This window comes from Rhizobium sp. WYCCWR 11146, from assembly GCF_013591995.1.
Lineage (GTDB): Bacteria > Pseudomonadota > Alphaproteobacteria > Rhizobiales > Rhizobiaceae > Rhizobium > Rhizobium indicum.
Window position 1 is genome coordinate 187790 of record NZ_JACCEY010000038.1, and the last position, 12610, is coordinate 200399.

General features: G+C 61.7%; 12 protein-coding genes. 4 read left to right on the forward strand and 8 right to left on the reverse strand.

What is annotated here, in order from left to right:
• Nucleotides 1-88: 88 nt before the first annotated feature.
• Nucleotides 89-1516: an MFS transporter gene (locus HX899_RS30235; RefSeq protein WP_181294085.1), complete on the forward strand. Its 1428-nt coding sequence runs from the start codon at nt 89-91 to the stop codon at nt 1514-1516.
• 158 nt (nt 1517-1674) lie between these two features.
• On the opposite strand, the gene HX899_RS30240 is transcribed toward HX899_RS30235, so the two are convergent.
• The 5 genes from HX899_RS30240 to HX899_RS30260 all read right to left on the reverse strand — a co-directional run bounded on the left by HX899_RS30240 (nt 1675) and on the right by HX899_RS30260 (nt 6732).
• Nucleotides 1675-2448, reverse strand: a complete 774-nt coding sequence (locus HX899_RS30240) for a class I SAM-dependent methyltransferase (protein ID WP_138328614.1) — start codon at nt 2446-2448, stop codon at nt 1675-1677.
• 161 nt (nt 2449-2609) lie between these two features.
• On the reverse strand, nt 2610-3605 hold the full coding sequence (locus HX899_RS30245; RefSeq protein WP_181294086.1) for an NAD(P)H-quinone oxidoreductase: 996 nt from the start codon (nt 3603-3605) through the stop codon (nt 2610-2612).
• A 126-nt stretch (nt 3606-3731) separates the two neighbouring features.
• Complete coding sequence (locus tag HX899_RS30250) at nt 3732-5609, reverse strand: bifunctional diguanylate cyclase/phosphodiesterase (RefSeq protein ID WP_181294087.1); 1878 nt, start codon at nt 5607-5609, stop codon at nt 3732-3734.
• Nucleotides 5610-5722: 113 nt separating this feature from the next.
• Nucleotides 5723-5965, reverse strand: coding sequence for a type II toxin-antitoxin system ParD family antitoxin (locus HX899_RS30255; protein ID WP_138328617.1), 243 nt, complete (start codon nt 5963-5965; stop codon nt 5723-5725).
• A gap of 212 nt (nt 5966-6177) precedes the next feature.
• A complete protein-coding gene (locus HX899_RS30260) occupies nt 6178-6732 on the reverse strand; it encodes an HdeD family acid-resistance protein (RefSeq protein ID WP_171599291.1) in 555 nt (184 codons plus the stop codon).
• A gap of 152 nt (nt 6733-6884) precedes the next feature.
• Between HX899_RS30260 and betI the strand changes: the two genes are divergently transcribed.
• From betI to betA, 3 genes are all read left to right on the forward strand, one after another.
• Entirely contained in the window at nt 6885-7511 is a 627-nt protein-coding gene (gene betI, locus HX899_RS30265) for a transcriptional regulator BetI (RefSeq protein WP_181294363.1), read from the forward strand.
• Nucleotides 7508-8971 carry a betaine-aldehyde dehydrogenase gene (gene betB / locus HX899_RS30270; RefSeq protein WP_181294088.1) on the forward strand — a complete coding sequence of 488 codons (1464 nt, stop codon included), beginning with the start codon at nt 7508-7510 and terminating at the stop codon, nt 8969-8971. Before betI ends, betB begins: the two co-directional genes overlap by 4 nt.
• Nucleotides 8972-9142: 171 nt before the next feature.
• Complete coding sequence (gene betA / locus HX899_RS30275; protein ID WP_181294089.1) at nt 9143-10792, forward strand: choline dehydrogenase; 1650 nt, start codon at nt 9143-9145, stop codon at nt 10790-10792.
• 15 nt (nt 10793-10807) lie between these two features.
• Here betA and HX899_RS30280 read toward each other — a convergent pair whose 3' ends face one another.
• The 3 genes from HX899_RS30280 to HX899_RS30290 form a co-directional block, all read right to left on the reverse strand.
• A complete protein-coding gene (locus HX899_RS30280) occupies nt 10808-11281 on the reverse strand; it encodes a DUF6644 family protein (RefSeq protein ID WP_181294090.1) in 474 nt (157 codons plus the stop codon).
• Between the two features lie 19 nt (nt 11282-11300).
• Nucleotides 11301-11687 carry a DUF6152 family protein gene (locus HX899_RS30285; protein WP_138328625.1) on the reverse strand — a complete coding sequence of 129 codons (387 nt, stop codon included), beginning with the start codon at nt 11685-11687 and terminating at the stop codon, nt 11301-11303.
• Nucleotides 11688-11782: 95 nt separating this feature from the next.
• A complete protein-coding gene (locus tag HX899_RS30290; protein ID WP_003546399.1) occupies nt 11783-12229 on the reverse strand; it encodes an Rrf2 family transcriptional regulator in 447 nt (148 codons plus the stop codon).
• Nucleotides 12230-12610: the final 381 nt, after the last annotated feature.

Sequence of the window (12610 nt, forward strand, 5' to 3'; positions counted from 1 at the left end):
AGTCTTGTTTAATTCGAGACGGCATGCAATTTTCCAATTTATAACTTGGAAAATAATCCTTCGCCAGTAAAAATCTCGGGGTCCTCCCATGTCGAATATCGACCAGACAGCAGCCATTCCCAGCGCCAGCTCCGTCTTCCGCCTCTTCCTGCCCGAGCACCTGCCGGCAACATTGATGCTGGCCGGCGGCGTGACGCTTTATGCGGTGGAGAGTTACATCATGGCGACGATCGCGCCTTCGATCGTGCGCGATATCGGCGGGCTCGCGCTGTTTTCCTGGGTCACCAGCCTGTTCGTCGCCGCCGCCGTGCTCGGCTCGATCTTCGTCGCCATGCGGCCGCGCGGCATCGGGCTTCGATCCGTCTATGTGATCGCAGCACTGGTCTTCGGCGCCGGCAGCCTGATTGCCGCAGCCGCACCGTCGATGCCGGTGGTGCTGATCGGACGTGCGGTGCAGGGTCTCGGAACAGGCGCACTTGCAGCGCTCGGCTATGCCTTCATCCGCTTCGTTTATCCCGAGCCGCTATGGCCGAAGGCATCGACGCTCTACGCGGCAATCTGGGGGGTCTCGACCGTCATCGGGCCGACGCTCGGCGGCTTCTTTTCTGCGGGCCACGCCTGGCGCTATGCTTTCATCGTGCTCGTGCCACTCGGCCTGCTGATGGCGCTCTTGGCGCCGCGGCTGTTGCCCGACGTCGAGGACGACCGCGAGCAGGCAAAGACGCCGGTTGCTCAGATCGGACTGCTGCTTGCCGCCGTTCTGATGGTCAGCACGGCGGGCGCGATCGAGGCGACAGCGATGAAGGTCGCGCTGATCGCCGCTTCGGTCGTCGCGGTCGCCGGCATGATCTTCATCGAGGGCCGAAGCCCGAACCGGCTGCTGCCCTCCGGCGCCGTCAGCCTTTCCCAGCCGATTTCACGGGTCTACCTGGCGATGCTCGCCATGACCGTCGTTCTCGTCAGCGACGTCTTCATTCCCTATTTCCTGCAGACCCTGCATGGGGTGCCCGCGATCGTCTCGGGTTATCTCGTGGCGCTCGTCGCCCTCGGCTGGACCTTCGCGGCCTTCCTCAGCGGCTCGTGGACCGGCGGTCGAGCCTATTGGGCAATCGTCATCGGCGCCCTCATCGAGGCGGCGGCGACCGCTTGCCTCGCCCTCTTCCTCGCCAAGGACAATCCCGAGGGGCATATGCTGATCATCGTGCCGGCGGCGATCGGCATGTTCATGATGGGCTTCGGCATCGGTCTCGGCTGGGCGCATCTCGTCGCCATGGTGCTGAAACTCGTCGCCGACAACGAGAAGGACAAGGCTTCTGCCGCGATCCCGACGATGAGTTCGCTAGGTGGGGCGTTCGGGGCCGCCTTTGCCGGCGTCATCGCCAATGGCGCCGGCCTCGTTCATCCCGGCGGCATATCAGGCGCGCTGTCGGCGGCGCACTGGCTCTATCTGCTCATGGCGTTGCCCGGTGTTCTCGCGGTCGCGGTGTCGCTGACGCTGAGAGACAGCCGAAATTGAAAAAGGCGCCTCGGGTTCGGGGCGCCTTTTCATAAGTGGACGCTCAAGCGTGCGGCGATCTTTCAGATTCGCTTGTCACGCTTTAGGTCTTTGTTTTTATGCATGTCTTTGTCGCAAAACCGCTGCACACTTTTGCGCGACATGCTCTTGCCGTGCCCTCAGGCGACGTTGCGTTCCGGCTCCTGCTGGACGGCCTCCTGCTTCACGCCGAGATAGAGGACGGAGCTGCGGCCGATGCCATAGGTATCGCAGACATCGGGGGCCAGGAATTCGGTGACCGGAACTTGCTGCACCGCCAAACCGGCGCGCCGGATCACATCGATGAACCCGGACCTTGAGAAGAGGCGCACATGGTCGTCCTGACCGAAATGCGCCCAGCGGCCTTCCGGCGTCGTCACTTCGGGATTTTCATGGGTGTGCTCGATCGACAGGCAGATCGGCGCCATCAGGATGGCGATGCTGTGCTCCTTGAGAACACGCCGGATTTCGGCGGTGGCACGCACCGGATCCTCGACATGTTCGAGCACATGGGAGCAAAGCACGAAGTCGAAGGTCTCGTCGGCGTAGGGCAGGTTGTGGATATCAGCTTTGTCGTCTGCCTCGGGCATATACATGTCGCAGCTGCGGTAGAAGATATGCGGGTGGCTCTTGAGCCAGAAGCTCAAGGCCCGGCCCGGGGCAATGTCCAGGAACCGGAAGGCCTGCGCCGGATTGAGGCGCTGGAACACCGGCGTCAGGAACAGCGCGAAGAGCCTGTCGCGATCGGTCGAATGACAATTGGGGCAGCTGTAAGCCTGATGGTTGATCGTCTCGAATTCATCGACGCGATAGGGAAAGCCGTGCTCGACCGCCTTGTCGATGTAGTAGCGCGGAAGCGGTTCGAAATGCGGAATTCTGCTGCGGCAGATGGGACAGGCGTGGAATAGAGCCATTGCATTCCTCGTAGGGACCGTACAACGCGCAAGCAAAGCCACATCAAGATGCGCAGTTTCGGGGCCGGGTTTCGATCAGACGACTGTTCAACGACCCCGTAGACTCACAAACGGCCGGGATCAGCTTCATCTTGCGCAGGAATGCTGGTCCGAAGCTGACCTCAGACGGTGAGCATGATCTTGCCGACATGGCTGCCCTCTTCCAGCAGCCGGTGCGCATCGACGACCTCTTCGAAGGCAAAGACCTTGTGGATGACGGGGGCGACGATGCCGGCTTCCAGCAGCGGCCAAACCTCCGAGAGCAGGTCGTCGCGGATGGCGCGTTTTTCTTCCGCCGTGCGCGGCCGCATGGTGGAACCGGTGACCGTCAGGCGCTTGACCATGATCGGCGAGAGATTGACCTTTTCGGCGAGCGCGCCGCCGAGGAAGGCGATGATCGAAAGACAGCCATCCCTCGCCAGCGAGGCAATGTTGCGCTCGAAATAGGAAGCGCCGATCATGTCGAGGATGATATCGACGCCGTGGTCGGTCTCGGCCTTGATGACCTCGGCGAAATCCTCGCTCCTGTAGTTGATCGCGCGTTTGGCGCCGAGCCTTTCGCAGGCCTCGCATTTTTCCTTCGAGCCCGCCGTCGCGTAGACCTCGGCGCCGAAGGCGCGGGCGAGCTGGATCGCTGTCGTGCCGATGCCGCTGGAACCGCCATGAATCAGCACCGTCTCGCCTTCCGTCAGCCCGGCCATCTGGAAGAGATTGGCCCAGACGGTGAAGAAGGTTTCAGGCAAAGCTGCCGCCTTCACTGCATCATAACCTTTGGGGAAGGGCAGGATCTGGCCTGCCGGCAGCAGGCAATATTCGGCGTAGGCGCCGCCATTGGCGAGCCCGCAGACCTTGTCGCCGACGGCATGGCCGCTGACGCCCGGGCCGACGGTAACGATTTCGCCCGACAATTCCAGGCCGAGGATCGGGCTCGCACCCTTCGGCGCGGGATAGTTGCCCTGGCGCTGGGCAATATCCGGGCGGTTGACGCCGATCGCCTCGGCGCGCACCAGGACCTCTCCGTCGCCGGGCACAGGAAGCGGACGCCTGCCGATCGTCATCACCTCCGGCCCGCCGAAGGACGGCAGATCGACGAAACGCATATCCTGAGGCAATGGCATGACCGGCTCCTCCCTGGAGCGGTTCAGCTTTTGATGGAAGTGGGCGGAACCGCTCTTGCTTTTTGTCTGAAGCACAGGAAGTAAATCAGGCCCGCGGGCTTGGGAAGGCTTGATGTGGCAGAGGCGTCAATTCGCCTCGCCCAGCAGGTGGAAGACCAGGCCTTCCTCGCTGTCCTTGGCGGCCGATTTGATGATGGCGATTTCGGCGCTGACGCGGTTGATATCGTCGATGACGAGGCCTTCCGGCAGTTCGATGACGCCGATCGAGCAGCGCATCAGCGGGAACAAAGCTTCGGCGCCGGTGCGGTCGTGACCGAGGATGCGGCCGGCGGCGCGGTCCTCGTCGGAATAGAAATCCCGCACGTCGTCATGGAAATCGCTGATCAGCCGGTCGAGGATCTCCGTCAGCTCTTCCTTGGTCCAGCCGACGACGCCGATGAAGAAATCGTCGCCGCCGACATGGCCGAGGAAATGGCGCTCGGCGAAAAAATAGCGGCGCATCAGCGCGGCAAACAGCGAGATCGCGTGGTCGCCGAGATGGAAGCCATAGGTATCGTTGAACGGCTTGAAATTGTCGAAGTCGCAATAACAGAAGTGGCGGAGCTCATCGCCGTCGCGGCCGGACTGACGCATGAAATCGCGGATGGCACGATTGCCCGGCAGGCCGGTCAACGGGTTCTGGTCCTGCGCGGTCTTCAGCTGCTTCTCGTTGATGACCTTGATCAGCGAGGCGGCGGAGACGACACCGGCATAGCGCATATTGTCGGTCAGGATCAGGCAGTTGCTGCCCTCCATATTGGCGAAGATCGCCATCAGCTGCTCGGCGTCGCTGTCGAGGCCGACGATCGGCGCCATCTCGACGAAATGCGAGATGCTACGCTCATACATTTTGTTCTTCAGGAGATCGCGGCCGAAGGGCTGGTAGATATATTCCTTGAGGTGATGCTCGTGGATGATGCCGCGCGGCTCGTCATTGGCGTTGAGGACGGGAAAGAAGGCCTGGCGTGGATTGCGGCGGAAGAGTTCGAAGACGCTGTCGATGCTGTCGTTCTCGTAGACCGTCGGCAGCATCTCGATCTGCTTGCGAATGAGGATTTCGTCGAGCGACTGGCTGCCCCTCTTGCTCTTGCCGAGCTCCTGCAGATGCGGGAAGGACGCCGCCAGCTCCGATATATGCGTCGTCGGGCGAGAGATGAACCAGCCCTGGACGAGGTCGACGCCATATTCGCGACAGGCGATGAATTCGGCCTCGGTCTCGATGCCTTCGGCGATGACGCGCGTGCCGAGCACATGGGCGATGTTGACGATGCTCTTCAACAGATGGCGCTTGCGCGGGCTGCGGTCGATCTCGGCGACGAAATGGCGGTCGATCTTGAGATAATCGACGGCATAATCGCAGAGCAGCTTCATCTCGCCGTGACCGACGCCGAAATCGTCGATCGCCAGCTTGAAACCGGCCTTGCGCAGCCTGGAAACAAGGCCGGAAAATTCCGGCACACTGGTATTGTCGAAACGCTCGGAGAATTCGAAGCAGACGGAGGACGGCGGAATATTCGCCTTCCGCAAATGCTGCAGCAGGCTCTCGACCAGGTGTTCGCCGTGCGGGATGAGCCGGACATCGAGGTTGAGGAACAGCGTCGAGGTGAAGAAATTCGACAGCGTCGAAAATTTGGCGAGAGCGCGGCTGGCGACCATCTGTTCGAGCTGCAGCAGCTGGCCGGCCTGGTGAGCCTCGTCGAGGATGTCGACCGGCGTCTCGTAGCCGATGCGATCCTGGCCGCGCATCAGGGATTCGTAGCCGAAGACCGTGCCGGTGCCCGCCTCGACGATCGGCTGGAAGGCATTCTCGACCACGAGCTTGGCAAGGGTTACGATCTGATCGCTGGCGTAGCGGCGCAGGACATCCGGCGCGACGGTGGCAGCCAAGGACACCCCAGTCTTCACGTGGCCGGTCTTCATTGGGGCTGATCTCCACTGTGACTTGTTCTTTTTCGTCCGGAACATGCCGCAGAAGGGTCAATGAACTCTTTCGCCAATGTGAAAGTTTTATGAAACGCGCAAGGGTCTTGCACGCGCTCCGCGTTTATTCAATTTTTCCAATGCAATCAAACGCTTGTTCAGGCGGAGCGACGGCGCTCCGCCTCATGATCGGCGAACATGTCGGCGACGCATCTGCCGCCTGACGGAACGCCCTCGTCGTCGAGAACATCGTCCCGGAACTCATTGAGCTTGCGGGTGGTATCCCACAGGCGGAGCGCCTCGCGGACGACCTCGCTGCTCGATGCATAACCGCCATTGTCGACGGCGGCGCGGATGCCCGCTGCTTGTTGCGGAGAGATGGAAACGGTGACCATCGGCATGAACTTCCTCCCTTTTCTGATCAGGCAGAACCCTGCCTCTGGGGGACGCATGACCATTTTTAGCATTCTCGGCGATTTCGCCGGTGCCTTGGTGCATTCGCACTCAGACCGTTCGCTTGCGCGGGACCGGCCTGTAACCCGTTAAGTCTAATCCCCTGTCCTAGTCTTGTCAAAAAAGAACGGGGCTTGTCAAAAAAGAACGGTCAGCGGCATCAGTTTGAACTGCGGATGCCGAGGCCGAAGGCGATCAACGTCGAGCCTTGGACGATGAGATCGGCGGCCAGGAACAGGCCGAGGATCCACAGGCTGTTCACCGGCCAGCCGAGCGCGATGACGAAACCCGCAAGAGCGGTGATGACGCCGCTTGCGACGATCCAGCGCCAGCCCTTGACCGGCTTCATGCGCATGCCGACCCAGGTGCGGAAGACGCCGGCGACGACGAGCGCCAGCGACAGAAACAGTGTCAGCGCCGCCGAAGTCAGGATCGGGTTGATGAAGGCGCAGATGCCGGCAAGCACATAGAGCAGGCCGCTCAGTATCCAGAACAGCACGTGATCCCAGCCGCGCACCTGGAAGGCATGGACGAGATAGATCACGCCGCCGAACAGCATCAGCATGCCGACATAATAGACCGAGACGACGGTGGCGAGCATCAGATTGCCGAGCGCGATCAGACCGCAGACGAGCAGCAGCACGCCGAGGCCGGCGAACCAGATCCATTTCGACTGCAGCGAAGATGTCGGTGTTCCCTCAAAGACATCGGCCATGATCCACCTCCTGAGATTCAGAATATGTTGCAGCAATTTTTCAGGGAAAGACCTGCGCCGGGCCAAATCGAGAAAGATTTTTATTGATTGATCAGTCAATCAAAAATAACCTGTCGCTGATTTCAAGGAGTGGTCTGTTGCCGAAGGTCGGAATGGAGCCGGTGCGCCGCAAGGCGCTTGTCGATGCGGCGCTGCGGGTGATCGGCGATCACGGCTCGCTTGCCGTCACCATGTCCGACATCGCCCGGCAGGCCGGCGTGTCGCCAGCCCTTGCGCATCATTATTTCGGCAGCAAGGAACAATTGCTGATCGAAACGATCCGCTCGCTTCTAAGACAATTGCGCAGCGATACGGTGGCCGCACTCAGGACCGCCAGGACGCCGCGCGCCCGGCTTTCGGCCGTCATCCGCGTCAGCTTCCATGCCGACCAGTTTGCGCCGGGCACGATTGCCGCCTGGCTTGCCTTTTACGCCGAAGCGCAGCGTTCGGAAGAGACGCGGCGCTTCCTGGTGATCTATGCGCGACGGCTGCGCTCCAATCTGCTGGCCGATCTGAAAGTGCTGCTGCCCGCTGACGCCGCAGAACGCATCGCCGAAGGCGCTGCGGCGATGATCGACGGGCTCTATATCAGGCAAAGTCTGAAATCCGCGCCGATCGGCATTGAAGCCTCGATCGCGCTGACTGAAGATTATCTGAATGCGCTTTTGGCCACCGCCTCCCCCTCTCCCCGGAGCGGGAAGGGACGACCACATCGAACCACCCAAGGACAAATGACATGAAAGCCCAGCCGAAAGCCTCGCACTTCATCGATGGCGAATATGTCGAGGATACCGACGGCACAGTCATCGAGAGCCTCTATCCGGCGACCGGCGAGGTGATCGCCCGGCTGCATGCCGCAACGCCCGCGATCGTCGAACGGGCGATCGCAGCCGCCAAACGTGCCCAGCCGGAATGGGCGGCGATGAGCCCGATGGCGCGCGGCCGCATCCTGAAACGGGCAGCAGACATCATGCGCGAGAGAAACCGGGCGCTCTCCGAACTCGAAACACTCGATACCGGCAAGCCGATCCAGGAGACTGTTGTCGCCGACCCGACATCGGGTGCTGATGCCTTCGAATTCTTCGGCGGTATCGCGCCGGCCGGCCTCAACGGTTCGCAGATCCCGCTCGGCCAGGATTTTGCCTATACCAAGCGGGTGCCGCTCGGCGTCTGCGTCGGCATCGGCGCCTGGAACTATCCGCAGCAGATCGCCTGCTGGAAAGCTGCGCCGGCGCTTGTCTGCGGCAATGCCATGGTGTTCAAACCGTCGGAGAACACGCCGCTCGGCGCGCTGAAGATCGCCGAGATCCTGCATGAGGCAGGACTGCCGAAGGGGCTCTTCAATGTGATCCAGGGCGACCGCGACACCGGGCCGCTGCTCGTCAACCATCCCGATGTCGCCAAGGTGTCGCTGACCGGCTCGGTGCCGACCGGGCGCAGGGTGGCGGCGGCTGCCGCCGGCAATCTCAAGCACGTGACGATGGAACTCGGCGGCAAGTCGCCGCTTGTTGTCTTCGACGATGCCGATCTCGATTCGGCGGTCGGCGGGGCGATGCTCGGCAATTTCTATTCGACCGGCCAGGTCTGCTCGAACGGCACGCGCGTCTTCGTGCAGAAGGCGATCAAGGACGAATTCCTGAAGCGGCTGAAGGCGCGCACCGAGGCGATGCTGATCGGCGATCCGATGGACGAGGCGACGCAGGTCGGGCCGATGGTCTCCTGGGCGCAGCGCGAGAAAGTGATCTCCTACATCGAGAAGGGCAAGGCCGAGGGCGCAACACTGATTGCCGGCGGCGGCATTCCGAACAACGTCTCCGGCGAAGGCTATTACGTGCAGCCGACGGTGTTTGCCGATGTCACCGACGACATGAGCATCGCTCGCGAGGAGATCTTCGGGCCGGTCATGTCAGTGCTCGATTTCGACTCGGAGGACGAGGTGATCGCGCGGGCCAATGCCAGCGAATTCGGCCTTTCCGGCGGCGTCTTTACCGCCGACCTCACCCGCGCCCACCGCGTCGTCGACCGGCTGGAAGCGGGCACGCTGTGGATCAACACCTATAATCTCTGCCCGGTGGAAATCCCCTTCGGCGGCTCGAAACAATCCGGCTTCGGCCGCGAAAATTCGCTTGCGGCGCTGGAGCATTACTCCGAACTGAAGACGGTTTACGTGGGCATGGGGCCGGTGGTGGCGCCTTATTGAAGAACATCTGGTTGCCCCTCACCCTAACCCTCTCCCCGCTTGCGGGGAGAGGGGACGTGGCATACGGGGCGCTTAAGAATGCCGAAACGGTGCGGCATATCCCTTCTCCCCGCGAGCGGGGAGAAGGTGGCGGCAGCCGGATGAGGGGCAGGCTCTAGGAAAGACAAGACTATGCAAGCAGATTTCGTCATCATCGGCTCGGGCTCCGCCGGTTCCGCCCTCGCCTACCGCCTGTCGGAAGACGGCAAGAACAGCGTTCTCGTCATCGAGGCGGGCGGCAGCGATTTCGGGCCGTTCATCCAGATGCCGGCAGCGCTTGCCTGGCCGATGAGCATGAAGCGCTATAACTGGGGTTATCTGTCCGAGCCGGAGGCGAACCTCAACAACCGGCGCATCACCGCGCCGCGCGGCAAGGTGATCGGCGGCTCCTCGTCGATCAACGGCATGGTTTATGTGCGCGGTCATGCCGAGGATTTCAACCGCTGGGAAGAGCTCGGCGCCAGCGGCTGGGCCTATGCCGACGTGCTTCCCTATTTCAAGCGGATGGAACATTCGCATGGCGGCGAAGAAGGCTGGCGCGGCACCGACGGGCCGCTGCATGTCCAGCGCGGCGGCTTCACCAATCCGCTCTTCCAAGCCTTCGTCGAAGCCGGCAAACAGGCAGGCTTCGAGACGACGGAGGATTATAACGGCAGCAAGCAGGAAGGCTTCGGTCTGATGGAGCAGACCATCTTTTCCGGCCGCCGCTGGTCTGCCGCCAACGCCTATCTGAAACCGGCGCTGAAACGGGACAATGTCAGCATCGTCTACGGCTTTGCCCAGAAGATCGTGATCCAGGACGGGCGGGCGACCGGCGTCGAGATCGAACGCAACGGCAGAATGGAGGTGGTGAAGGCGAACCGCGAGGTGATCGTCTCGGCCTCCTCCTTCAATTCGCCGAAGCTCTTGATGCTGTCGGGCATCGGTCCGGGCCAACATCTGCAGGACATGGGCATTACGGTGAAGGCCGACCGGCCGGGCGTCGGCGCCAACCTGCAGGACCATATGGAATTCTACTTCCAGCAGGTGAGCACCAAGCCGGTGTCGCTCTATTCCTGGCTGCCATGGTTCTGGCAGGGGGTGGCGGGCGCCCAATGGCTGCTCTCGCGCGGCGGGCTCGGCGCCTCCAACCAGTTCGAGGCCTGCGCCTTCCTGCGCTCGGCACCCGGGCTGAAGCAGCCGGATATCCAGTACCACTTCCTGCCGGTGGCAATCAGCTATGACGGCAAGGCGGCGGCGAAGAGCCACGGCTTCCAGGTTCACGTCGGCTACAACCTTTCGAAATCGCGCGGCAGCGTCAGCTTACGCTCCGCCGACCCCAAAGCCGATCCGGTGCTGCGCTTCAACTATATGAGCCATGCGGAGGATTGGGAGAAATTCCGCCACTGCGTGCGCCTCACCCGCGAGATCTTCGGGCAGAGCGCCTTCAACGACTATCGCGGGCCGGAGATCCAGCCGGGCGAAGGCGTGCAAAGCGACGAGGAGATCGACGCCTTCCTGCGCGAACATCTGGAAAGCGCCTATCACCCCTGCGGCACCTGCCGGATGGGCGCCAAGGACGATCCGATGGCGGTGGTCGATCCGCAAACGCGGGTGATCGGCGTCGAGGCCTTGCGTGTCGCCGACAGCTCGATCTTCCCGCACGTCACCTACGGCAATTTGAACGGGCCCTCGATCATGACGGGAGAGAAGGCGGCCGACCATATACTCGGCAAACAGCCGCTGGCGCGCTCGAACCAGGAACCCTGGGTCAACCCGCGCGCGGCGGTCAGCGATCGCTGATCCGGTTATCCGGTTTCAGAGAAAACCGATCCACCGTCCGGCTATGACGGCGGCGATCCACAACGCGGCCGACAGGGCGGCGGAGAAGCGCAGGCCGGGCCGGACGATGCCTGTCGACACCGCCGTTTTCCAGCCTCGCCCGAAATGAACGATCGATAGGTTGAGAAGGCCGAGGGCGATCAGGCAAAGCTTGGCAAGGAAGGCGGGATTGCCGGCATATTCGACCGCCCGGACGCTGAACAGGCAGAAGCCGGTGACAATGGCCGCGGCAAGGCCGACACCGGCGGCGCGGGAGAGAAACGGCGCGACAATCTCAACCGGCACCTTGCGGAAGAAGCCGGCGAGCCTCAGATCAAGCGGCAGGATGGCGCCGACCAAAAGGCCGATCGCCAGGATATGGGCTGCGTTGACGAACATGTAGAGTGTTCCGGAGCGCCGGAGCGCGAGCGCAGGTGTCGTTGCCGACAGCCATTCGAGAATGTCGATCACAGCTCAGTTCGCCCAGAGGTCAGTTCGTCTTGATGCGGTCGGGATAGATATCGTAGCGCTTCTCGCCGATGGTGAGGCGCACGGCCTTCAGCCGCTTCTCTTTTGGATCCTGCGAACGGTTTCCAAGGACCACCACCTGGTCGCCGGGCTTGGCCACACCTTCGACGAAACCGGAGCGTTCCGTCTGGCGCGGATTGCCGAGTTCGACGAGCCAGACGCCGTCATCGGCGGTGGCGACATCGAGCGTCGGATGCGGTCCGCCCATGGAGATCTTCTCGATGGTGCCGCGAAGCTCGATCTGATCCGCCTCGGCCCAGGACCAGCCGTGATGGGCAATTGCGCCGGTGGCGAAAGCCATCGAAAGCATGGCCGCAGCCACTACTTGCCGTGCTGAAATTCTAAACATGATGTCCTCCCTACCCGTATGGACAGGCAGGTGGAGCATCGAAGCCGGAGGAAAAGGGATTTCACCAAATCTTGAAGAAAGAGGCCGGCGTACGTTCAGGCCAGCAGCCGGGTGACTTCGGCGCTGTGCTTTGGGGCGATGGCATCGGCGATGGTGGTGGAGAACAGCACTTTGCGGGTGGCATCCGCCACCTTGGCGAAGACGTGGCGGATTTGGCAGTTCTGTTCGCCGTCACAATCGTCGCACCGGCGGTAGGCGGTGATCGACAGACACGGAAGCGGCGCGATCGGACCATCGATGATGCGCAGGATCTCGCCGAAGGTGATGGTGTGGGCGGGCTTCAGCAGGAGATAACCGCCCTGCTTGCCGCGGCGGCTGGCGACGACGCCGTGATGTTTCAGGTCGAGCAGGATCTGTTCGAGGAACTTCTTCGGGATCTTCTGCTGCGCCGCGATATCGGAAATCATCACCGGTTCGTCGGCATCGGCATCAGCCAAGACCGTGAGCGCCCGCAGCGCATATTTCGCCTTTTGCGTAATCATTTTTGACCATCGACACACACAGGCGGCACGAATCTTCGCACCGCTACGGAAGTTCTTTTGCCTCTATGGCACAACCAGCATGAACGGAATTTGAACGCACCGGAGAAAGCCTTGAGAGACAAGCGTTTTGGCCTTGTTTTTCGCCCTCGGCCAAGCTCTCTTAATCTATGCCAAAACCGCGCCTTCTGCACCATTTTCGGCATCAATTCAGATTTCGGATTGACAGGCTGCGTGTAACTCTACTATTTCTATAGACTTTCGAGTTGCCGATGTGGATTTTCATCCGCAGGCGGCTGCTTTTCTGCATCGCGGCAGCTTCGGAGAGATATTTGCTCCTCCGGCCGCAGCTTTCGAAATCCCTTTTCCTGTCCGATCCATGCG

What these genes read in the sequence shown, in the direction of transcription:
- HX899_RS30235 (WP_181294085.1), top strand. Translation starts at nt 89, where the DNA reads ATGTCGAATATCGACCAGACAGCAGCCATTCCCAGCGCCAGCTCCGTC.
- HX899_RS30240 (WP_138328614.1), bottom strand. Translation starts at nt 2,448, where the DNA reads ATGGCTCTATTCCACGCCTGTCCCATCTGCCGCAGCAGAATTCCGCAT.
- HX899_RS30245 (WP_181294086.1), bottom strand. Translation starts at nt 3,605, where the DNA reads ATGCCATTGCCTCAGGATATGCGTTTCGTCGATCTGCCGTCCTTCGGC.
- HX899_RS30250 (WP_181294087.1), bottom strand. Translation starts at nt 5,609, where the DNA reads ATGTTCCGGACGAAAAAGAACAAGTCACAGTGGAGATCAGCCCCAATG.
- HX899_RS30255 (WP_138328617.1), bottom strand. Translation starts at nt 5,965, where the DNA reads ATGCCGATGGTCACCGTTTCCATCTCTCCGCAACAAGCAGCGGGCATC.
- HX899_RS30260 (WP_171599291.1), bottom strand. Translation starts at nt 6,732, where the DNA reads ATGGCCGATGTCTTTGAGGGAACACCGACATCTTCGCTGCAGTCGAAA.
- betI (WP_181294363.1), top strand. Translation starts at nt 6,885, where the DNA reads ATGGAGCCGGTGCGCCGCAAGGCGCTTGTCGATGCGGCGCTGCGGGTG.
- betB (WP_181294088.1), top strand. Translation starts at nt 7,508, where the DNA reads ATGAAAGCCCAGCCGAAAGCCTCGCACTTCATCGATGGCGAATATGTC.
- betA (WP_181294089.1), top strand. Translation starts at nt 9,143, where the DNA reads ATGCAAGCAGATTTCGTCATCATCGGCTCGGGCTCCGCCGGTTCCGCC.
- HX899_RS30285 (WP_138328625.1), bottom strand. Translation starts at nt 11,687, where the DNA reads ATGTTTAGAATTTCAGCACGGCAAGTAGTGGCTGCGGCCATGCTTTCG.
- HX899_RS30290 (WP_003546399.1), bottom strand. Translation starts at nt 12,229, where the DNA reads ATGATTACGCAAAAGGCGAAATATGCGCTGCGGGCGCTCACGGTCTTG.